This window comes from Clostridium pacaense (assembly GCF_020709765.2).
GTDB lineage: Bacteria > Bacillota > Clostridia > Lachnospirales > Lachnospiraceae > Enterocloster > Enterocloster hominis.
In genome coordinates this window covers 70,687-92,646 of sequence record NZ_JAJFEB020000015.1, presented here as the reverse complement: position 1 = coordinate 92,646, position 21,960 = coordinate 70,687, and the positions used below count along the sequence as shown (strand labels likewise).

Here is a 21,960-nt window from a genome sequence, read left to right as displayed (position 1 = left end):
TCACAGGCAGCAGCAAAAACGCGGGATTTTCCTGCCGTCAATAACAGAAACAGCTTCCCCATCCCGCTGCGCCCCCATCTTTTCATAAAAACCGGCTGCTTCCCAGCTGGTGACAAAATGCATTTCACGGATACCATGCTCCCCGCACCAGCAGGTAAGGTGTTCCCACATCTGCCGCCCATATCCCTTTCCCAGATATGCCTCTGCAATATAGAAATATTCCAGCCCGCATCCGTCTCCTTCTGTCACCACGCCCCAGAAAGCAGCCGGAGCTTCATCCTTCAGAAAAACAAATACAGGGTGTTCCTCAATGAACTCCCGGGTGATGTTGAACTTCCTGTCAAATGTGTCCATAAACGCCTCATCAAAACCCCAATGGGCTTCCGACTCCCTGGCAATCCGCCTCAAACCATCCGCATCCCCTGCCGCTGCCCGGCGCCACTTCCCACACCTGGATTTCCCATACCCACTTTTACCACGTCCGCTCTTCCCATACCGTTCCCCATAAAGAGATTTCGCCTTCCGGGTATATTTCCTGACAAATTCCCCCTTACTGTCAGTATAGGCATCACGGTCATGTTCATACTGCTTCCACAGTCCCAGCTTCAGCGCCTCATAATCCTTAGCCACATCCGGATAATCCCGCAGATAATCCCTGAAATACAGTTCATCATTATCCCCGTCCTGTCTCAGATGAAGGTGGTATACGCGCTCTGCAAACCCCTTAGGTGTATAACCTTTGTTGAAGGACAGCCTGTCCTCTTTCTCCGACATGCAGACATACCCGTTCTGTTCCAGGATGGTCCTCACAGCCCCCATATCTTCCCCTGGCTCCATCTCCACAAGGATATCAATAATTGGCTTAGCCCATATGGTTTCTACGGATGTGCTGCCCACATGCTCCAGCCTGCGTATCCGGTCCATGGGCAGCATGCCTTCCAGACAGCGGGCTTCCTCCTCATACCATTCCTTCCATTCCTCACTGTGCCTTGTAAGGAAAATCGGAAACAGTTCCCACAATTCTTCCAGGGACAGCTCAGTCATTTGTCTTTCCACTTAAATCCTCCCTGGCCCCAGCCTCTTCAATCTTCCGCTCCCAGGCTTCCTTCGTTCCCTTCATCCTGCGGAAGTAAGAGCTCATCTCATCCGCCATGCCGGAAAGCCGGTTCAGCAGGGTGGAGAAATCCTTCAGCATCTCATCATCCTTAAAATATGGGTACACGATATCGTGGTCAATCTCGCTCCATCCTTCCTCAAACAGGGTCCTGCCCTGGATCTCCACATAATATCCCTTATACTTGATAATATAATGGAGGGAGCGGTAAATGCCGTCTGACCGGATTTCAATCAGATCCTCATCATATATCCTGGAATCCCCGTTGCGCCTGTATACCTTTGGCCGCTCCGCAATATAGTAATGCTTGGGATCCCCGTCGAAATCCAGGATCCTGTCCTTTACATAAAGCCCAGGGTCATTCTCAAACACACTGGTGATATAATTATGGAAATGGATCCAGTCCTCACGGTACAGGAAAAAAACGCGGATACCGATAAGGTCCGTCATATATTTATGGTAATTGGTCCGGTTGATATCCTTAAAGCGTTCAAAATGTTCCACCCTTTTCCGGATGATTTTTTCCAGGAGATGCCCCGGGTCCTTTGTCCGGTAGCGGTAGGAATGGATTCCGGCCCGCTCGATATCATACAGATAATCATAAACAAAATCCTTGCCGATATTGCGCAGCTTCCCTTCAATTGCCTGGTAATCCTCATAAATGGCAGCCAGCTCCTCCCATGGCATGTCCGCTGCCTCAAAATCTTCCTGTTCTATATTATAACTTTTTAAAAACCCGTCCCTGTCAATCATCATAAACCTGTGGTCCCTTCTATAAATTTATATGGAAGGGGCATTTTCCTAAAGCTCCCTGATACCGCCCTAGTGTTCCTTCATCACAAATGCCCTGTCATCAATTGCCCTCATGGTTGCCAAAATGCCGTCAAGATGGTCGTATTCATGCTGTATCAGCTCCGCCATATCGCCTTCAAACGCCAGTGAACACTCCTTCCACTGCTCATCCCTGTAATGGATGACGCACCGTTTATACCGCCTTACCCGTACCAGCAAATCCGGAAAGGACATGCAGTCATCCATGACCTCCATCTCCTCCTTATCCGGAAACTCAAGCCTTGGATTGATGAACAGCACAGGCGTGTCCAGATGTCTGTATATAACGCGCTTTTTCACGCCGATCTGGGGCGCGGCAATGGCGCGGCCCACGCCATAACGTTTCCGGAACGCCAGAAGCGTGTCCTTAAGGTCCTCCTTCACTTCCCCCATCCAGGGCAGTTCTTCCTCCGTCACCTCACTGCACACCTCATACAGATCCGGATGACCCAGCAGTAAAATCGTTTTCTCCATTTCTTCATCCCCTTGTACTATTATCAATCATAATGCATGACGCCATTATAACACGTTAATGCAAAAAAATCCTCCGGTATTTTAACCCAGAGGATTTACATGAGGGAATTATCAGAAAGAAGGTTCCGGAAAACGCCTTTCTTGTACCTTCGCCGTCCGCATGCTATACTATGGATAAACCCCAAGGAGGAACACAACATGAAAACAATCGGATTAATCGGCGGCATGAGCTGGGAAAGCACCGTCACCTACTATCAGATCATCAACGAAACCGTGAAAAAAGAACTGGGCGGCCTCCACTCATCCAGGTGCATCCTGTACAGCGTTGACTTTGATGAAATAGAAAAATGCCAGTCCTGCGGGGACTGGGACAAAAGCGGGGACATACTGGGCCAGGCCGCCCGTTCCCTTGAAAAAGCCGGGGCGGACTTTATTGTCATCTGTACCAACACCATGCACAAAGTGGCCCCCCGTATCCAATCCTATATCTCCATCCCCCTGCTCCACATTGCAGACGTAACAACGGAGTGCCTGAAGGACAGGGGGATTAAGACCGTGGCCCTGTTAGGCACCCGTTACACCATGGAACAGGATTTCTATAAAGAACGCCTGGTCCAAAGCGGGCTCCAGGTCCTGATTCCCGAAGAACCACAAAGGGAAATGATTAACCGTGTCATTTTCGATGAACTCTGCCTGGGCACCATTTCCTCTGAATCCAGGGCAGGCTTCCTTGCCATCATCCGCGGACTTGGACAGAAGGGGGCCGAGGGCGTCATCCTTGGCTGCACGGAAATCGGCCTGCTGATCAGACAGGAGGATACGGATATCCCGCTTTTTGATACCACGGTCATACATGCCAGGAAAGCGGCCATGGCTTCCATATCCGGCCATGTAACGGAGTAATCCGTATCACCACCATTTTATCAGATCCGTCACCTTATTCCTCAGTTCCACAAACTCTTTGGACGTCACATCCCTGGGCCTGGGCATTGAGTTCGTCAGCGTGGTCTTAACCGTGGTTGGCTTATTGGTCAGGACCATGATTTTATTGCCCAGATAAACTGCCTCTTCAATATTATGTGTGATGAAAATGACGGTTGTCTTTGTCATCTGCCATAGCTTTACCAGTTCATCCTCCAGTTTGAACCTGAGTTCAATATCCAGCTGCCCGTAAGGTTCATCCATCAGCAGCAATTCAGGCTCTGTTGCAAATGCCCTTGCAATCCCCACTCTCTGGAGCATGCTGGAAGAGAGCTGGTTGGGATAATAATTACGGTATTCTGCCAACCCCACAATATCAAGGTATTTATCCACCAGCTCTTTCTTTCTTGCAGACGGCACCTTCTTGATATCCAGGCCAAAGCTTACATTTTTTTCCACAGTAAGCCAGGGCATAGTGGAATTTCCCTGGAATATATATGCCATGTTATTAACCTTAGGGTCAACCTCCCTGCCATCCAGAAGGATCTGGCCCTCTGTGATATCATATATTTTCGTAAGGCTGTTCAAAAATGTTGTTTTTCCGCAGCCGGTAGGCCCCACCACGCACAGCAGGTCCCCTTCTTCCACATCGAAGTCCATATGATTCAGAACAAGTAAATCCCCGAATTTCTTTGTCAGGTCCCTGACCTGCACTTTTACCTTCTTCTCCATATCCCCTCCTACAGCGTACTGTCCATGACCTGTGTTATCTCCCTGCGCAGTTCCAGGAACTCAGATGAGACATAGTTCCTCGGCCTTGGCAGGCTGATTCTGTATTCTTTCCTGATTTTGGCCGGACAGTTGCTCAGGACAATGATACGGTCAGCCAGATAAATTGCCTCCTCAATGTTATTGGTCACAAATACCACCGTGCGCTTTTCCGTTTCCCAGATGCGTTCCAGCTCTTCCTGCATCTGGTACCTGGTCTGGGCATCCAGTGCGCCAAAAGGCTCATCCATGATCATGACCCTGGGTTCGATACAATATGCCCGGGCAATCCCCACACGCTGCTGCATGCCGCCTGAAAGCTGGATTGGAAATGATTTCTCAAATCCATGCAGCCCCACCAGGTCAATATAATACTGCGCCCGTTTCTGGCGTTCTGCCTTGGTGACACCTGCCATTTTAGGACCGTATTCCACATTGCCCATAGTGGTCAGCCATGGGAACAGATTGGTGGTCTGGAACACAACACCGCGCTCCGGGCCTGGTTCCAACACCTTCTTCCCATCCACCATGACCTCACCGGACGTCACCGTCTCCAGTCCGGCTATCAGGTTAATGATTGTGGTCTTGCCGCATTGCCCGGGTCCCAGGAGCACGACAAACTCATTTTCCCCAACCGACAGATTCATGGAATGCACGATTTCCATACTGCCATTTTCCCCTGGAAAGGATTTGGATATCTGTCTGCATTCAATCATACTGTTTACTGTCCGCTCTTGTTCCATCGGCATAATACCTCCTCAAGCTTCCTCATAATTACTGCAAGTACGAATCCCACAATTCCAATCGCCATGATTCCCACCAGAATCTGAACAATGTCATTATTGTTCATACCGGTCGTGATGATCCAGCCAACACCTTCCGAGGACCGTACCATCTCAGCCGCCACAACCGTAGCCCAGCTGGAAGACATGGCAATCTGAAGTCCTGCAAAAATCTGAGGCACGGACGATGGCATCACCACGGTCAGGAAAATCTGCGTCCTGCTGGCCCCCAGCATCCTTGCGGTTCCCACCAGCTTATAATCCATGGCCTTTGCGCCAGCCCACGCATTCAGTGTCACATTGGAAAATGCAGCCAGGAAAATCAGGAAATATTTGGCGCTCTCCCCCAGTCCAAACCAGATAATGGAAATAGGGATCCATGCAATGGGCGGAATGGGACGGATAATACCGAACAGCGGCTGGAAAACAGCCTCCACACTTTTACTCCACCCCATGGCCAGGCCAAGGACGATACCTGCCGCGGATGCTGCACCGTACGCAATCAAAACCCTGGAGAGGCTCCATCCGATATGTACCAGTAAGTTATATCTTCCGATTTTACCTGCAATTGCCTGAAAAAATGCCACGCACACCACATCCGGGCGCGGTATCATTTCTCCCAGCAGAGTCCCATTGGTAGCCACAAACCAGATAATGACAAAACATCCAATCGAGCATACACCGGCCAGGAACTCATATACTTTTTGTCTGCCAGCCTTCATTGTACATTCATTCCTTTCGCTACCACTAATTCAAGCTTATGAAGCAGCCGGTCCATGACCAGCCCCACGATTCCGATTGTAATCATCCCCACAAGCACCAGGTCCGGCCTGGAAATAGACCTGGCCTGCTGGATCATATATCCCAGGCCATTACTGGATGCAAGAAGTTCCGCTGCCACCAGCGCGGTCCAGGCAGAGCCAAGGGCTACCCGCAAACCGGTAAATATCATGGGCGTTGCAGTGGGAATGGCGATTTTAAACAGTTTCTGCATATCAGAAGCGCCAAACACATCCCCTACCCACAGGTGCAGATCCTTTGTCTGGCGGATCCCTGTGTAGGCGTTCACCACACACGCAATGAGGGAGGCAATAAAAATCACCAGCGCTTTTGGAAGCAGCCCGATACCGAACAGCAGGATAAACAGAGGGATCCACGCCAGCCCGGGAATGGGGCGCAGCAGGTCAAACAAGGGCCGGATGAACATGTCCGCAAACCGGTTCCATGCCATCAGGATTCCCATGGGAATCCCGATGACAGCGCCCATGGCATACCCGGTCAGAGCCACTTTAAGGCTCTGCAGGGTATGGGTGATAAGGGTTGCTCCGTCCGGAGCTTTATGGGTCAGTTTGACGATGAATGTATTAAGTACCTTTCCCGGACCGGGAAACACGCTTTCACTTTTCAAATGCAGAACATCAATGCACAGCCACCAGACAAGCAACACTGCGCATACCGATGATATTGACATCATCATATATTTCAGTTCCATGGTTTTCTTACGTTTCATACCCATTCCTTTCCACGGGAATTATTTCAGGCTTAGACCTACAGATCAATCTTTGCCGTCGTGACAGTAGTCCCAATGATATGCTCCACAAAGGATGTATCAAAACTTTTTTCTATATTGGGAAGATTGGACGCCTCTATTAATTCCTGGGTTGTGAAAAATGCCCCCATATTGGCCATGGTTGCGCCGAATATGTAATCCTGGCTCTTTAGCTTATCCACAGTCGTATAGGTCTGGGCTTTTATCTCATTTTCCATATCCTCATCGCTGTAGGTCACGCCTTCCTCCCCATACCATTTCATACCGGCCTCGGCCCTCATCCCAGGGTCATCCAGCAGTTCCTGGCATGCCTGGTAATAAACCTCCATCAGCACCTGCAGGTCTCCCCTTTTTTCCTCCAGCACTTTGTTGGACACATAGATTCCATCGGTCAATGGCTGTCCCATCAGGGTTGCCACATCTGCCGCATCCACATATCCCGCTGCCTCTAACTGAAAAGAGTAGGGCGGTATGGTTGCGATGCCGTCACCCTCACCTGTTATGAAAGCCTGGTAGGCCTGGGCATATTCCATGGATACCATGGTGAAATCCTCAGACGTCAGTCCGAAGGACTCCACATATTTAATGGCATTATATTGGGCTGAGGTGGAAAGCGGCCCTAAAATGGAAATCCCCTTAACGGTTTCCTTACTTCCCACAATCCCGTCTTTCTCACCGCTGGATGCCAGGGCGCTGTCCGGCCTTATGTACAGGGACTGCCCCTCTTCCGATATCATGGTGTCGCCAATATAGGTGTAATTCCCTGTTGCCAGATTATAGACCGATGCCATCCCGCTCACCGCCACATCCAGCTCACCTGCATTCATTGCCTCATTGATGGGCGCTCCTGTTGCAAATGTAACAATTTCAACTTCCAGCCCTTTATCCGCAAAGTACCCCTTATCCAACGCGTATTTAAGCGGAAGACCCATTGCCTTTGCCATGGTACCCACCACCAGTTTCTGGCCTGACAGCCCCGTGTCAGCGGCCCCATCATTACCAGCTGCTGTTCCGCCTCCCTGGGCTTTTGACTTCTGCCCCTCTGCTTTCTGTTCCTCTGTTTTCTGTTCTTCTGTTTTCGCTTCCCCTGCCCCGGTGCCCGGCGTCCCCCCGTTGTTTACCCCGCCGCATCCAGCCAGAAGTGCTGCTGTTAATACCATCGACAATGCAGTTTTCCATGTTCTTCTTTTCATTTTCCTTCTCCTTTTCGTGTTTTCTCCCACCGTTCATTTGTTGCCGGCTAATCCACTGCTAACCCCAGCCTTGTGTATTGTTCCCCCGGACAGTCATTATCCCTCATGATCCGCACCATCATGCCAGCCATCCGTTCTTCAACCGCAGCGTCACTGATTGGATGGAGCTGCCCCGGGTCCTTCTCCAGGTCAAACAACATGGTGCCGAAATCATATGCTGAAAATTCCAGTTCAGGAATACCGGTAGATGGGATTTCCAGCACCGGACAGCCTTTTGTAAATGAAAATCCATCTCTCAGCCTGGCCTTCCTAAGGTTATCCACGGAAAAACGGTTTCTCATATGATTGGGCATCAGCGTGTAATTAAACAGCGGCTGGTTATCTGCGTTCACCGGCGCCCTCATATACACATACCTGCCATCCGTACAGTTAACATGTCCTCCATGGATTCCATAAATTGCAGCCTCCCTGACAGGGGTATCATATAAAATTGTGTCCCTCAGTGGTTTACCCATCATATCCCCAGGAATTGGAAGGTTGAAATACTCCAGAAGTGTGGGTGCTAAGTCAATCCCCTGCACCAGCGCCTTCCTTCTCCCTCCCTTTATCCCACATCTTGGGTCCCATATAAACAGCGGGATATTGGCGTTCTCGTTATACCAGGGCATCACACATTTGGCCCACCAGTCATGTTCCCCCAGCAAAAAGCCGTGGTCCGTATTGACTATCAGCATGGTATCTTCCCACATCCCCTCCTGGTCCATCTTATCTAAAAGGCGTCCCAGGGTATGGTCACACATGGTCAGAAGCGCCCGGTACCCGTTCCTCACATGCTCGCAGGCCTGGTCAGGCTCTGTTACCCGCTTGTAATTAGGCCAGTCAAAATGAGGGCCCTCATAATCATCCGGATACAGCTTCCTGAACTCTTCCGGGGCAAAAAACGGTTCGTGGGGATCAAAATGTTCAATCTGGAGAAACCAGTTATCCTCCGTTTTATTCTTCTCGATGAACTCCAGCCCCAGGTCCATGGTGAGCGTCTGGGAATGTCTCTTTGTCCCCTGCATATATGGCCGGTTGACCCAGTCCTGACGCCACAGACAGTTCGTCCTTCCCCCCAGCGTCTCCGGGATCTCAGGATTCCCCACAGACCCCTTCCATGGGTCGCCTTCCTGTCCCCTGACAAATTCATATGAGCTGTACCGGGTATGATAGGTACAGCCACCGTCTTCAAAGTAATGGTAATGATCCGTCACCAGATGGGAATATATCCCGTTCTCCTTCAGGATTTCCGGCATGGAATCATCAAATGGCTCCAATGGTCCCCAACTGCGGTGCAGGAAATTCATCCTTCCTGTATGTATTTCCCTTCTGGCCGGCATGCATGGCATGCTTGCAACATAGCAGTTATCAAATGTAACAGCATGTTTTGCCAGCCTGTTGAAATTCGGAGTGATGGTACTGTCACATCCGTACGGCTGCAGCATATGGCGGTTCAATGAATCGAACATCAGCATAATTGCTTTCATAGTCTTACTTCCCCTTTTATGTTTTCTACCGTTATCGATAACGGTATTCTGTTATTTTTTGGAGTACCACGGCGCCGGCCGGTAATACTCCTAAAAAATACTTTCATAAATCTTTATGTCCGTATCAATGTAGATTTTCTTTGAATCCGGAACTTTCCCCATTACCACATAATTAAACAGCGTCTCAATCACTTTCTTTCCCTGAAGGAATGGATGCTGTACCACCGTGGCCTGCACCAGGCCCCTGGCCATGGCCTGTTCAACTGGCTTTGCCAAATCCAGGGTGATGACATTCACCTTTTTCTCAAACACGGTTTCCTCAATGGCTGACAAAACACCTTTGGTACAACCGGTTGTCACTACAATCGTGTCAGCGTCCCTGTATTCCTTAAACGCAATTGCCGCCTGCCTGTAGGCTGCCAGGTCATCATTCTGCAGTTCGCAGACCCCCAGAAGATGAATGTCCGGATAACGCTCCTGCAGGACATCCTTCAGCCCGTCCAGCCTCCTTACATTCCCCAATATCTCAAGAGGCGCGGTGCAATAAACCACCTTGCTGTCCCTGCCCCCAAGCATGCCTGCCAGCCCTCCGATGATTCTGCCTCCCCTGTAGAGGTCACAGCCCACGTAAGCAAGGCAGTCCACGTCGATATCTGATACCATGAGCGCCACTGTAATCCCACGCTTCCTGAGTTCCTCCAGCTTATCCACCACACGCTTATCGTTCAGGGGTATGATGGCCAGTGCATGGATTCCTTCATCCACCAGCTCGTCTATCATCCGTATCTGGCTGTCCGCATCATAGCCTTCCCCATATCTGGCCATGATTTCCACGCCGTAATCCGCAATCTTTTTATTGGCAGCCTGGATTCCTGCTAAAAGCTCTTCAATAAAAGCATGCTTTGGCGTATGGATGATCACGCCAATCTTAACTTCCTTGCGTCTGGCTACCAACCCCTTCGCCACTGTATTCGGCACATACCCAACTGAATCCGCGATTTCCTTAATACGTCCGGCTACCTCCTGATTCACCCCTTTCCGGTTATTCAGCGCCCGGTCCACTGTCCCTACAGAAACCCCCGCCAGCTCTGCAATCTTCTTAATCGTTACTGCCATGTGCATGTCCTCTTCCTGGTTATTCGATTACCGTTATCGATAACGGACCTATCTGTATTATATGCATATTCACAAAAAAAAGCAAGCCCCTTCTTTAAAAAAAAGAAAAAATCCACACAAAAAGCCGCCCTTGTATAACATCTGGATGTTATACAGGACGGCGGTTTCCGGCAGGACACAGAAACGTCCTCTTCCGCTTCCTCCTACTGCTTCACAATAAACGACTTCCTCTTGCTGACAACGTCAAATATGACTGCAGCCAGAAGCACCGCTCCCTTGACCACTTTCTGCAGGTTCTGGTCCACGCCCATGATGCTCATGCCCAGGTTCAGCACGCCCATCAGGGTTGCGCCGATGATAACGCCGGGAACCGTACCTGTACCGCCGTATGCCGAGGCGCCGCCTATGAAGCAGGCGCCGATGGCATCCATCTCATAGTTGTTGCCCGCAGTGGGATTGGCGGAATTAAGCCTTGCCACGGTAATCATGCCGGCCACGGCTGCCAGAAGCCCCATGTTAAGATATGCCAGGAAATACACCCGGTTGGTGTCGATGCCGGAAAGCCTGGTCGCCTTCTCATTGCCGCCCACCGCATAAAAATAACGACCGGTGGTGGTTTTGGATGAGATGTAGCTGTAGATGCCGATGATGACACCCACCCAGAGAAGGGCGTTGGGTATCCCCTTATACTGCGCAAGCTTGAACATGAAAAACAGTACAACCACGCTGATGATTACTATTTTTGCAACCACTCCTCCAAGAGGATCCACCCGGTAGCCCTTCTGCATTTTCTTCATACGCCCCCGCAGCACGCTGGCTGCGTAGACCAGGCATACGGCAATCCCTGCCAGCATACAGGTTATATTAATCCCCTCCCCGCCAAAAAAATCCGGTACGTATGTATTGAACAGGTTTAAGAACCGGTCCGGGATTGGTGACAGGGTCATGCCCTGAAGCACCACGTTGGAAAGTCCCCTGAACATCAGCATACCGGCCAGGGTCACAATAAAGGGAGGAATCCTCACATAGGCAATCCAGAATCCCTGCCACGCCCCCACCAGCATACCGATCAATGCCATGGACAGAAGGGACAGGTAGGGGTTGATTCCCATCTTAATCATCATGCTTCCGCCGATGGCGCCTACAAAACATACCACGGAACCCACAGACAGGTCAATGTTGCCTCCTGTCAGGATGCAGAACAGCATGCCGGTTGCCAGAATGAATACATAGGCATTCTGGGCAATCAGGTTATTTACATTCTGGGGCAGGAGCATTTTCCCGCCCGTGTTGGCAGTGAACAGGATGACCACCACGGCCAGAACGATTACCATTGTATATTTCTTCAATACCTCGGATAATTTCAACTTGTTTTCCATACTCTACTCTCCTTTATCTGATTTCAGGATGCAGGACATGATATATTCCTGGGTGGCTTCCTCTGCCTTTACCTCGCCTGCCATCCTGCCCTCATTCATGATATAGATACGGTCAGACATCCCCAGGACCTCCGGGAGTTCCGAGGATATCATGATAACGGATTTCCCCTCCGCTGCCAGCTGGTTGATGATGCAGTATATCTCATACTTGGCCCCCACATCGATTCCCCTGGTGGGTTCATCCAGGATCAGGATATCCGGCTGCGCGAACATCCACTTGGCCAGCAGCACCTTCTGCTGGTTCCCGCCGCTAAGGTTTCCCACGTTCTGTTCAACCGAAGGACATTTGGTCTTCAGCTTATCCCTGTACTCCTCGGCAACCAGATATTCCTTATCCTTATCAATGATGGTCTTACTGCTCACTGCGTCCATGTTGGCAAGGGTTGTGTTAATCCTGATTGCATTGGAAAGAATCAGCCCGTTCCCTTTTCTGTCCTCTGTCACATAAGCCAGCTTATGCCGGATGGCGTCCCGGACCGAATGGAGGATTACTTCCTTTCCATGGATGAAAAGCCTGCCTGTAATATTGGTTCCGTAACTTCTGCCGAAAATGCTCATGGCCAGCTCCGTCCGCCCTGCCCCCATAAGGCCGCAGATCCCAACCACCTCTCCTTTTCCCACCTGGAAGGAAACACGGTCCACCACCTTCCGGTCCGAATACAGGGGATGGTATACGCTCCAGTCCTGCACCTCCATGGCGGTATCCCCGACAGCCACTCCTTCCCGCTTCGGGAAACGGTCCACCAGCTCACGGCCCACCATGCCTTTGATGATCCGGTCCTCGGTGATGGTATCTGTTGCCTTATCCAATGTCTCTATGGTGGAACCGTCACGGATGACCGTAATCTTATCCGCCACATACGCTATCTCATTCAGTTTATGGGAAATGATGATGCTTGTCATGCCCTCTGACTTGAACTTCAAAAGCAGCTCCAGCAATGCCTTTGAATCATCTTCATTGAGGGAAGCCGTGGGTTCGTCCAGTATAAGAAGCCTGGCATGCTTTGCAAGGGCCTTGGCAATCTCCACCAGCTGCTGTTTTCCCACGCCGATATCCTTTATCAAAGTATGGGAGGATTCAGAAAGCCCTACTGTCTTCAGGTATTCATCGGCCTCTCCATACGTTTCATTCCAGTTAATTGCATATTTCCTTCCTTTTTCATTGCCCAGATACATGTTCTCGGCAATGGACATATACGGCACCAGGGCCAGTTCCTGATGGATGATTACAATGCCTTTCCTCTCGCTGTCATTGATATGGCTGAATTTGCACACTTCCCCGTCATAGATGATATCCCCCTCGTAGCTTCCATAGGGGTAAATACCGCTGAGCACGTTCATCAGCGTGGACTTCCCTGCGCCATTTTCACCTACCAGGGCATGGATTTCCCCTTCTTCCACCCGCAGGTTCACATCATCAAGAGCCTTCACGCCCGGAAATGTCTTGGTGATATTCTTCATTTCCAATAATATTTTTGCCAACGCTCTCCCTCCCTAAGCTGATTTTAGTCAGGGACGGCTGTCCCAAAGCGTTTCAGGAAACCCCTGCGCTCAGGTACCAGCCGTCCCTCTCTTGTCTCTGTCTTACTTTACCTGATCCTCCGTATAATAACCGGAATCAATCAGCATTTCCTTGTAATTATCAATGGTTACGACAACCGGCTCACAGAGGTAGGTGGGAATGACGCCTGTTCCGTTATCATAGGAAGAGGTATCGTTGATTTCCGCCTCGCTGCCCTGCATGACAGCGTCAACCATCTTGACCACCTGGGTTGCAAGGGTACGTGTATCCTTGAATACGGACATGGCCTGCTTGCCATTTAACATGTTCTTCACATTGGCAATGTCACAGTCCTGTCCGGTGATGACAGGATATGTTCCTGTGTAGGATGCTGCCAGGGCATTCTCAACCCCAAGGGCAGTGGAGTCATTGGAGCAGAGCACTGCGTCCAGGACCGTCCCGTCTGAATAGTTGCCTGCAATGATGGTATCCATGCGGTTCTGCGCCTTTTCAGAATCCCAGTTGGCAGTAGCCACCTGCTCAAATGCGGTCTGTCCTGACTTCACAACCAGCTTCCCCTCATCAATATACTTCTGGAGCACATCCATTGCGCCGCCAAAGAAGAACACACAGTTGTTATCAGCCGGGTCGCCTGTGAAAAGCTCGATGTTCCTGGGTTCGGATGAATTTTCCAGTCCCAGGGCCTCCACCAGGTATTCTCCCTGCTTCTGGCCTACCTTGTAGTTATCAAAGGTGGCGTAATAGCTGACCGCGTCCGAGTTCATGATCAGACGGTCATAGGAGATGACCGGTATGCCGGCCTCCTTGGCCTGTGAAAGAGGCTCGCCCAGGGAGCTTCCGTCAATGGACGCAATCACCAGCATCTGGCATCCATTGGAAATCATGTTTTCTATCTGTGACACCTGGGTCTGAACGTCATTGCTCGCATACTGCAGATCCACTGCGTAGCCAGCCGCCTCCAGCTCTGCCTTCATGTTGGAGCCGTCCTGGTTCCATCTCTGAAGGTCCTTGGTGGGCATTGCAACGCCGATGAGCGCCCCTGCGCCGCCTGCCGCCGCATCATCTTTGGCCGCCTCCGTCTTATCCTCCTGCTCCTTTGCCGCTTCTGTCTTTGCCGCCTCCGTGTTTCCTGCATCTGCTGCAGCTGTTGCAGCCGCGCTCTCCGTTGTCTTGCCGGAACCGCCGCATCCGGTCATCATTCCAGCCGCCATCGCCATTGTCAGTGCCACTGCAATCAATCTCTTTTTCATTGTAAAATCCTCCTCCAGACACTTATTTTTGATAGTTTCATCCTACCACAGAATGGACTGGACTTGCTTGTGAACCATTAGCACAAAACTATCGGCCTGCCCATGGCGGCCTGGACGGCTGGACATTTTGACAGCAAAAAAATGCTATATGGACGCGTTCCTCTTCCGGTCAGGAAAACATGACAAAAGGCAGCCATATCAGGATCTGATATAAGCTGCCCAAAAGATTCATACATATGGAGCCGGGAACACGGCACTGCCAGCCATTTCCCTTACTTCTTAACATTCAGATACACATCCTCTTTCGCGTGGAACCCGCCCTTTATGATCACGTCATCCATGTTCTCCTTTGTGACCGCAACCGGAAGCAGTTCCCGGTAAGGGATGTCATAGGTACCGTCATTAATGGTCTTGGTGATACCGGTCAGTTCCTCTCCCCTGCCCAGCATGACTGCATATTCCGCGGCCAGCCTGGCCTCCTCCTCCACGGACTTGAAGGCGGTCATGTTCTGTGTCCCTTCCATGATCCGCTGGCATGCCATCAGGTCCCCGTCCTGTCCGGTGAGGATTACCTTCCCTGCCAGCCGTTCCTCAGAAAGCGCCCGGAATGCCTGGGTTGCCAGGTCATCGTTGCCGCACATGACCCCCACGATATCACGGTGCCGGGCCAGCCCTTCCTTTACATAGGTAAATGCATGCTCCGCCAGCCATCCCTCGCAGTTGGCCTCATACACCACGTTCAGCCTGCTGCCTTTCAGGACGTCATCAAACCCCTTTCTGATCTGATGGACATTCCCGTCGGTCTTGGGTCCCTGGATCATGAATATATCCCCGCCATCCGGCGCGTATTCCAGGAAACACTCCGCCATCAATCTCCCCACCAGTTCATTATTAAAGGAGATGTACAGGTCGCAGTCTGAATTATTAATCAGCCGGTCATAGCTGACCGTCTTGATTCCTGCGTCCTTGGCCTTTTTCATCACATCGGACAGGGCGTCGCAGTCCCCGGCCACCACTGCAATCACATCCATCTGCTTCTTGATGAAATATTCAATCTGCGCAATCTGTTCCTGCACGTCCCCGTTGGCATTCTGCACGTTCACATCCGCCCCCAGCTCCTTGGCCGTGGAGACAAACACATCACGTTCCCGGATCCAGCGCTCAATCACATAGGATTCAAAACTCAGGCCGATCTGCAGGCGGTCCCCTGTCTCCTCCTGTCTGGTCTCAGGCGCTTCCTCCGCCTTGCGGCATCCGCCCAGGGCCATACATGCGTACAGGAACAGGATGGCGGCAAGCACGGCAGCAGCCATCCTTTTTCCTGCTCCGGCGGTCTTATCCTCCATCCCCCTGATCCTGCTTCTCTTTTCCATACCATCACCTCTCCCTGTACTCGCTTGGCGTCATGCCCTCATACTTTTTGAAAATGCGGCTGAAATAATTGGGGTCGCTGTAACCGCACATCAGGCACACTTCCTTTATGCTGTACCTGGAATCCTCCAGCAGGCGCATGGCATGGGTTATCCTGGTACGCGTCAGATACTCAATGAAGTTCTCCCCCACCTCCTGCTTGAACAGCTTGCTGAAATAATAGGGGCTGATGTCCACCAGGCGGGACACATCATCCAGCGAAACATCCTGGGCGTAATTCTCATTGATGTAATTCTTTACCCTGGATACCACGTTTTCAGATTCCCGCTCCCTGGATGTACTGATGTTATCGCAGATTTCCCTTGTTTTCCGGATGAACCAGCTGCGCAGTGCGGCCATGTCGGCAGCGCCCTGGATTTCCGCCAGATAATTTTCCCTGTAACGGAACCCGTAACGGACGCTTCCTGCCTCAAACGCCGTCATTTCCAGGCGTATGACCAGTTCCAGCACCTTCACCTCGATATTGGCCCTCACATTCCCATCATGTTCCAGCATCCAGTCAAAGAATTCGTTGGCACAGGCTGCGGCTCCCTCCTTGTCCGCCTTTGCCCCTCTCTGGAAATACTGGTTTTCCAGTTCCATGGGATATTCCCCGTCATAATTCGTTATGGCCGGTATGTCTGTTATATGTACCACATGGCTGTCGCTCTCCCTCAGGGCCTTTAACGCACCCTTGTAGGAATCCCTGGCCTCCTCCACAGGCGTCACCATCCCGATGCCGCCCCTGAACTGCATGTCAATACCGGCTTCCAGCCTGTGAATCATGTTCCTGGTCCTGGTAATGATCTCCACCCGCTCCTCATACCGGGTCTTCTCCCTCTCAAATGGCACGAACAGCACAATCCTGTTCCCCATGACAGGACCTGTGATACAGTCAAAGTAATCCTTTACCAGTTCCCTGAGCTGGGTGTAATACTTGTTCAGCCTGACATTGGCCCCCACCGCGTTGGTCATCAGACCGTCCACCACCCCATCGCCAAATTCCAGGACAATGGTAAAACCATACCTGGTTTTTATGTCCAGCATCTCCAGATAATCATTACGGTATATATCCGTGTCGTCCCGGAGCAGGTTATAGATAAAACCGCTCTCAATCATGGGTACCACCAATTCCAGCTTTTCCCGTATCTTCAGGTCATCGCTGAGCTTCTGCCTGGCCTCCTCCACCTGATGCATGGCGCGGATGCACACATCCAGTATCTTCTTTTTGTTCACCGGCTTTGTGATGAACTCCATCACCCCCAGGTTGACGGCCTCCTGGGCATAGGAAAATTTGTCATAGGCCGTAATGATGATGAACACCATGGATGAGTTGAACCTGCGCACCTCACGGATGGCCTGTATCCCGCTTAGCCCCGGCATCTGGATATCCACAATCGCAATATCCGGCCGGAAAGCCTCGGCCTGCTCAATCACGGCCCGCCCGGTCTTCACACAGACCACCTGGCATTCGCTTCCAAAGTTGGACAGGATAATGCTTTTGATGGATTCCAGCATGATTCCCTCATCGTCAGCCACTAATATCCGGAACATTTCCATCCTCCTCCTTCTTCGGTATGGTCAGGATAACCGAGGTTCCCTGGTCCTCCCCCTTACTGTCAATGCAAAAGACCTGGTCCGTGCCATAGTAAAGCCTCAGCCTGGCAATCACATTCCCCAGTCCGATGCCGGTGGAGTCACTGTCCACGGTTATGTGGCTCCCGGACAGGATTGTCCCCACCTGTTCCCTGGTCATCCCTTTTCCGTTGTCCTCCACCCGTATTTCAATCTGACCGCCCTTATCCTGTACCCGCAGGCGGATTTCACCCGGCCATTCAATGCCGTGTATGCCATGGTTCACTGCATTTTCAACCAGCGGCTGAAGGATCATGCTGGGTATCCTGTAGTCCAGGACCGTCTCATCCAGTTCGGAAACATAGTGGATATCCCCCGCAAACCGTACATTAAGGATATAGATATAGTTGTCCACGGTCTCCACTTCCTCCCGTATGGTGGCGTCCCCTGAACCCTTCTTCACATTATACCGGAAAAAGTCAGCCATCCGTTCTATGAACACCGAGGTCTTCTCCGCATCCTCCATCACGGCCAGCTGCACCCCTGCGTTCAGGGAATTGAAAAGGAAATGGGGGTTAATCTGGGACTGGAGGTATTTGAGACGCGCCTCCTTCAGGTGGTTTGCCATCAAAAGCTCCCGCGCCTTCATCTCCTGCTCTTTCTCCGCGCTTTCCTTAATCTTATTCACGTATTCATCCAGGCTGTCCACCATCTGGTTGAAGGTTCCCGTGACAATCCCCAGCTCATCCCTGGTCTTTATGGGCGTCACCTTCACATGGAAATTCCCCTGGCCAACCAGCTTGGCCGTGTGCGCCAGATTGGTCAACGGGGTCACAATGTCCCTTGTCATCATCATCATCACCGCAAGGCTGATTACCATCACGATGCATAGGATCACAAGGCTGATGATTTCCAGGTAGCGCAGGGCGGACTGAAGCGTCTTGTAACTGGCTGAGTTGTTCTTGAACTGCTGGCCGTTCAGTATGGAAATATCGTCGTTGATGAATTTATAAAGCCGCAGGGCGGACTCATAGGAGCTTTTATACTTCTCCACGTTCAGTCCCCGCTTGGCCTGCACCGTCTCATCCGTAATGGCAAGGTAGGACTCAGACATGCTGCGTATATTCTTTTCCAGGATTTGGATGGGATTATCCGTAACCTTCCTGTTAAGGCCGTCCAAAAGGTCCCGGTATTCCTGTTCCGATTTATAATAGGCGGTCAGGGAATCTGAATCCTTGACCTCCAGATATTTGTACATGTAATTCTGGACCCCTGCCAGACAGTCAGACAGTTCATTCAGGTTCACATTGCTGGAATACACGGAATCCATGCGCACCACCATACGGTTAATCTGGGCATAGATTAACAGGTTGCTGGCAAACAGCGCAGCAGCCGTCAATGCTATCTCCAGAAACAGTTTATGTGCGATTGGGATATTTCCCCAGATCCTGTCCCAATATTTACCCATATGCGCCCCGCCTATCTCCCTGTCCATCCATGCCCGGTGCCGGGTCCGTAGCAGTACCAGTTTCAGTCCCATACCGGGTCCGTGTCCATGCCAGTACCAGTTTCAGTCCCATACCAGGTCCGGCCCTCCGTAAACTCAATGTGCCTTACGCACAAAACCAGACACATTGTCACTGTTCACAAACTGCAGGTCCACACTATAAAATGAATTGGTCCGGCCGTCCCGGATGCACTCCATCATGGCCTGCACGCTGTACTTCCCCATCTGTTCCGTATCAATATAAAGGGACATGGCCATGGTTCCCCGCCGGACCGCTTCCAATGTGGCGGGTGACTTATAGTATCCGAGGATCTGGGTCTCGCCCACCCTGTTATAATCAATCACGGCCTGGTACACGGCCTCGGTGTCCACCTCATCCATGCAAACGATGATATCCGGGGCCCCCTGTTCATTCTGGAACAGGTTCCAGACAATCTCCTCGGATTCAAAGGCACGTTCAGATGAAATCCTGATTTCCTCCACCCGCACCCGCCCCTGGGTTTCCTCAGAGGTGACCATCAGATTGTTAATCTGGTTGAAAATCTGTGACTGGTTGCTGTCAATGGCATTATCATGAAGCAGGACCGTAATCCTCAGGTTATCCTTGTCTTTGGGAAGTATCTTCCATATCTGTCCTGCATATTCCTGCCCCAGCTGGTATGGATTGATTCCCACATGGCTCTTACGCCCAGTCTTTGGCGCATCATTTAAAATGGTCACAACCGGAATGCCCTTTTCATTGGCTTCATTGATTTTTCCTTCCAGGGCCTCCTCCGCCGTGCACTCCAGCAGGATACCGTCCACCTTGGCAGCAATGCTCATATCCATGAAGTCCGTCATGGTATAGGAGGATGACTGGCTGGTTCCCTTTAGCTCCACATAAGCGTTCTGACCAGCCGCCTCTTCCCTGACACAGGCATATGTATCCTTCCAGAACTGCGACTCCGTATTGCCTACAATCATCACGAAGTGCCTGTCATAGGTCCTGGAATTCTCCGCGTACTCCACCCCTATCTTCTCCAGCACATAACCATAAAAGGAGATGGTCAGCAGGGTGAGGAATACAATGCAGAACAGGCCGGCCAGCACCAGCCAAAACAGTTTCCTTTTATTCCTGTCCATCTCCCCATCCCCTCTCCGTCTGCCCCCTTGGCGCCTATCCGGACGCCGCACAATGCTTATCTTTTACCATTATACAAAAAATCATGGTAAAACAAAAGCAGGATAATCTTGCCATGGAATAGCATTTTTTTGCGGCAGGCCCCCTGAAGCGCCGGAAAACGGAGGCAAGCCCATCTTCATACAGGCACTGGTATAAAATCCTTCCTCATAAATAAGCCCTCCTCCACAAACAGGCAAGGCGGGAAAGCCCACACAGGGCTTTCCCGCCTGCTTTACCGACAGTCTGTCCAGGGGTGCATGGCGGATATCCACCTTCGCAGTCCACCTGTTCCTGCCAGACCTTCATTTACGCAAACGGATTCTCCGTCTTATAAAGCATGCCGGCAGGCTGGTTAAATCCAATTTCCTCCACATCCACACCGATGAATTTGAATATCTCGTAAATTGCCTTTCCGTAATGTCCGAACGCAACCGCGCCGTGGTGCGGGAAGTTCTTTTCAATCAGCACATGGCGGTAGAACCTGCCCATCTGCGGGATTGCAAAGATACCGATGGCGCCAAAGGAGCGGGTGGCAACGGGCAGAACCTCTCCCTGGGCAATGTAGGCGCGCAGCTTGTTATCCGCCGTGCTCTGGAGACGGTAGAAGGTGATGTCGCCAGGTGTGATGTCGCCTTCCAGCGTGCCCTGGGTCACTTCCTCAGGAAGGGCCCTGGCCATGATCAGCTGGTATTTCATCTCACAGAAGGACAGCTTCTTGGAACTGGTGTTGCCGCAGTGGAAGCCCATGAAGGTTTCCTTCTGGGTATAACCGTACCGGCCCTTGATATCCTCTTCATAAAGGTCGGCCGGAACTGAGTTGTTGATATCCAGCAGGGTGACCGCATCCTGGCTCACACATGTGCCGATGAATTCGCTGAGCGCGCCGTAGATATCCACCTCACAGGACACGGGAATCCCCCGTCCGGTCAGACGGCTGTTAACATAACAGGGCACAAAGCCGAACTGGGTCTGGAATGCGGGCCAGCATTTGCCTGCAATGGCAACGTACTTGCGGTATCCCCTGTGCCCGTCTATCCAGTCAAGGAGGGTCAGCTCATACTGTGCCAGCTTCTCCAGGATTTCCGGCTTCTTGTTGCCTGTGCCCAGCTCTGCTTCCATATCTTTTACCACATCCGGGATACGGGGATCCCCTGCATGGCGGTTAAATGCCTCGAACAGATCCAGCTCTGAGTTCTCCTCAATCTCAACCCCCAGATTATAAAGCTGCTTGATTGGCGCATTGCATGCAAGGAAGTTAAGGGGCCTGGGTCCAAAGCTGATGATCTTAAGGCTGCTAAGCCCAACCACTGCCCTTGCAATGGGTACGAACTCCTCAATCATGTCCGCGCATTCCTCTGCCGTGCCCACCGGATACTCGGGGATATACGCCTTAATGTTGCGCAGCTTCAGGTTATAGCTGGCATTGAGCATGCCGCAGTATGCATCGCCCCTGCCCTGGACCAGGTTGTTCCCGGACTCCTCGGCCGCTGCAATGAACATGGACGGTCCGTCAAAATGCTTTGCCAGCAATGTCTCAGAAATCTCAGGGCCAAAGTTGCCAAGGTAAACCACCAGGGCGTTGCAGCCCGCTTTCTTCACATCCTCCAGGGCCTGTACCATGTGGATCTCGCTTTCCACGATGCAGATTGGACATTCATAAATATTGGATGCGTCATACTTCTTCTTATATGCCTCTGTCAGGGCTTTCCTTCTGTTCACGGAAAGGCTTTCAGGGAAACAGTCACGGCTTACCGCCACAATACCAATCTTTACTTCCGGCATGTTGATCATAGTCATATATCCTCCGTCTTATTATTTGAT

General features: G+C 51.3%; 20 protein-coding genes. 1 reads left to right on the top strand and 19 read right to left on the bottom strand.

The features are described from left to right. The 3 genes from LK536_RS50695 to LK536_RS50685 form a co-directional block, all read right to left on the bottom strand. Nucleotides 1-1,056, bottom strand: coding sequence for a GNAT family N-acetyltransferase (locus LK536_RS50695; RefSeq protein ID WP_227796746.1), 1,056 nt, complete (start codon nt 1,054-1,056; stop codon nt 1-3). Next, on the bottom strand, nt 1,037-1,870 hold the full coding sequence (locus LK536_RS50690) for a RelA/SpoT-related domain-containing protein (RefSeq protein ID WP_331472256.1): 834 nt from the start codon (nt 1,868-1,870) through the stop codon (nt 1,037-1,039). The genes LK536_RS50695 and LK536_RS50690 overlap by 20 nt, the downstream gene beginning before the upstream one ends. 66 nt (nt 1,871-1,936) lie before the next feature. Further along, nucleotides 1,937-2,419 (bottom strand): peptide deformylase, encoded by a 483-nt coding sequence (locus LK536_RS50685; RefSeq protein ID WP_227796745.1) that lies wholly within the window; start codon nt 2,417-2,419, stop codon nt 1,937-1,939. Between the two features lie 198 nt (nt 2,420-2,617). On the opposite strand from LK536_RS50685, the gene LK536_RS50680 reads away from it, so the two are divergent. Next, the gene (locus tag LK536_RS50680; protein ID WP_227796744.1) at nt 2,618-3,322 is read left to right on the top strand and encodes an aspartate/glutamate racemase family protein; all 705 of its coding nucleotides are present in this window, start codon (nt 2,618-2,620) and stop codon (nt 3,320-3,322) included. Between the two features lie 6 nt (nt 3,323-3,328). On the opposite strand, the gene LK536_RS50675 is transcribed toward LK536_RS50680, so the two are convergent. The 16 genes from LK536_RS50675 to LK536_RS50600 form a co-directional block, all read right to left on the bottom strand. Next, nucleotides 3,329-4,072: an ABC transporter ATP-binding protein gene (locus LK536_RS50675; RefSeq protein WP_227796743.1), complete on the bottom strand. Its 744-nt coding sequence runs from the start codon at nt 4,070-4,072 to the stop codon at nt 3,329-3,331. Nucleotides 4,073-4,080: 8 nt separating this feature from the next. Then, nucleotides 4,081-4,857, bottom strand: a complete 777-nt coding sequence (locus LK536_RS50670) for an ABC transporter ATP-binding protein (RefSeq protein ID WP_331472255.1) — start codon at nt 4,855-4,857, stop codon at nt 4,081-4,083. Continuing rightward, nucleotides 4,830-5,612 carry an ABC transporter permease gene (locus tag LK536_RS50665; RefSeq protein WP_008721088.1) on the bottom strand — a complete coding sequence of 261 codons (783 nt, stop codon included), beginning with the start codon at nt 5,610-5,612 and terminating at the stop codon, nt 4,830-4,832. The genes LK536_RS50670 and LK536_RS50665 overlap by 28 nt, the downstream gene beginning before the upstream one ends. Beyond that, on the bottom strand, nt 5,609-6,400 hold the full coding sequence (locus LK536_RS50660; protein WP_227796742.1) for an ABC transporter permease: 792 nt from the start codon (nt 6,398-6,400) through the stop codon (nt 5,609-5,611). The genes LK536_RS50665 and LK536_RS50660 overlap by 4 nt, the downstream gene beginning before the upstream one ends. 38 nt (nt 6,401-6,438) lie before the next feature. Continuing rightward, nucleotides 6,439-7,632 (bottom strand): ABC transporter substrate-binding protein, encoded by a 1,194-nt coding sequence (locus LK536_RS50655; RefSeq protein WP_227796741.1) that lies wholly within the window; start codon nt 7,630-7,632, stop codon nt 6,439-6,441. Nucleotides 7,633-7,679: 47 nt separating this feature from the next. After that, a complete protein-coding gene (locus tag LK536_RS50650; protein WP_227796740.1) occupies nt 7,680-9,158 on the bottom strand; it encodes a sulfatase in 1,479 nt (492 codons plus the stop codon). 90 nt (nt 9,159-9,248) lie between these two features. Beyond that, the gene (locus LK536_RS50645) at nt 9,249-10,274 is read right to left on the bottom strand and encodes a LacI family DNA-binding transcriptional regulator (protein WP_162158524.1); all 1,026 of its coding nucleotides are present in this window, start codon (nt 10,272-10,274) and stop codon (nt 9,249-9,251) included. Nucleotides 10,275-10,477: 203 nt separating this feature from the next. Beyond that, nucleotides 10,478-11,653, bottom strand: a complete 1,176-nt coding sequence (mmsB, locus tag LK536_RS50640; RefSeq protein ID WP_008721081.1) for a multiple monosaccharide ABC transporter permease — start codon at nt 11,651-11,653, stop codon at nt 10,478-10,480. Nucleotides 11,654-11,656: 3 nt separating this feature from the next. Then, a complete protein-coding gene (gene mmsA, locus LK536_RS50635) occupies nt 11,657-13,195 on the bottom strand; it encodes a multiple monosaccharide ABC transporter ATP-binding protein (protein ID WP_025483736.1) in 1,539 nt (512 codons plus the stop codon). Nucleotides 13,196-13,297: 102 nt separating this feature from the next. After that, nucleotides 13,298-14,485, bottom strand: a complete 1,188-nt coding sequence (gene chvE, locus LK536_RS50630; protein WP_008721079.1) for a multiple monosaccharide ABC transporter substrate-binding protein — start codon at nt 14,483-14,485, stop codon at nt 13,298-13,300. 272 nt (nt 14,486-14,757) lie between these two features. Next, nucleotides 14,758-15,858 (bottom strand): sugar ABC transporter substrate-binding protein, encoded by a 1,101-nt coding sequence (locus tag LK536_RS50625; RefSeq protein WP_331472254.1) that lies wholly within the window; start codon nt 15,856-15,858, stop codon nt 14,758-14,760. A 4-nt stretch (nt 15,859-15,862) separates the two neighbouring features. Then, nucleotides 15,863-17,449, bottom strand: coding sequence for a helix-turn-helix domain-containing protein (locus LK536_RS50620; RefSeq protein ID WP_008721076.1), 1,587 nt, complete (start codon nt 17,447-17,449; stop codon nt 15,863-15,865). Next, nucleotides 17,427-18,938, bottom strand: coding sequence for a sensor histidine kinase (locus LK536_RS50615; protein ID WP_227796739.1), 1,512 nt, complete (start codon nt 18,936-18,938; stop codon nt 17,427-17,429). Before LK536_RS50615 ends, LK536_RS50620 begins: the two co-directional genes overlap by 23 nt. Before the next feature lie 135 nt (nt 18,939-19,073). Further along, nucleotides 19,074-20,099 carry a substrate-binding domain-containing protein gene (locus LK536_RS50610; protein WP_008721073.1) on the bottom strand — a complete coding sequence of 342 codons (1,026 nt, stop codon included), beginning with the start codon at nt 20,097-20,099 and terminating at the stop codon, nt 19,074-19,076. 81 nt (nt 20,100-20,180) lie between these two features. After that, nucleotides 20,181-20,411 (bottom strand): hypothetical protein, encoded by a 231-nt coding sequence (locus tag LK536_RS50605; protein ID WP_506092205.1) that lies wholly within the window; start codon nt 20,409-20,411, stop codon nt 20,181-20,183. A gap of 34 nt (nt 20,412-20,445) precedes the next feature. Beyond that, nucleotides 20,446-21,930 carry an L-fucose/L-arabinose isomerase family protein gene (locus LK536_RS50600; RefSeq protein ID WP_227796759.1) on the bottom strand — a complete coding sequence of 495 codons (1,485 nt, stop codon included), beginning with the start codon at nt 21,928-21,930 and terminating at the stop codon, nt 20,446-20,448. Nucleotides 21,931-21,960 lie beyond the last annotated feature (30 nt).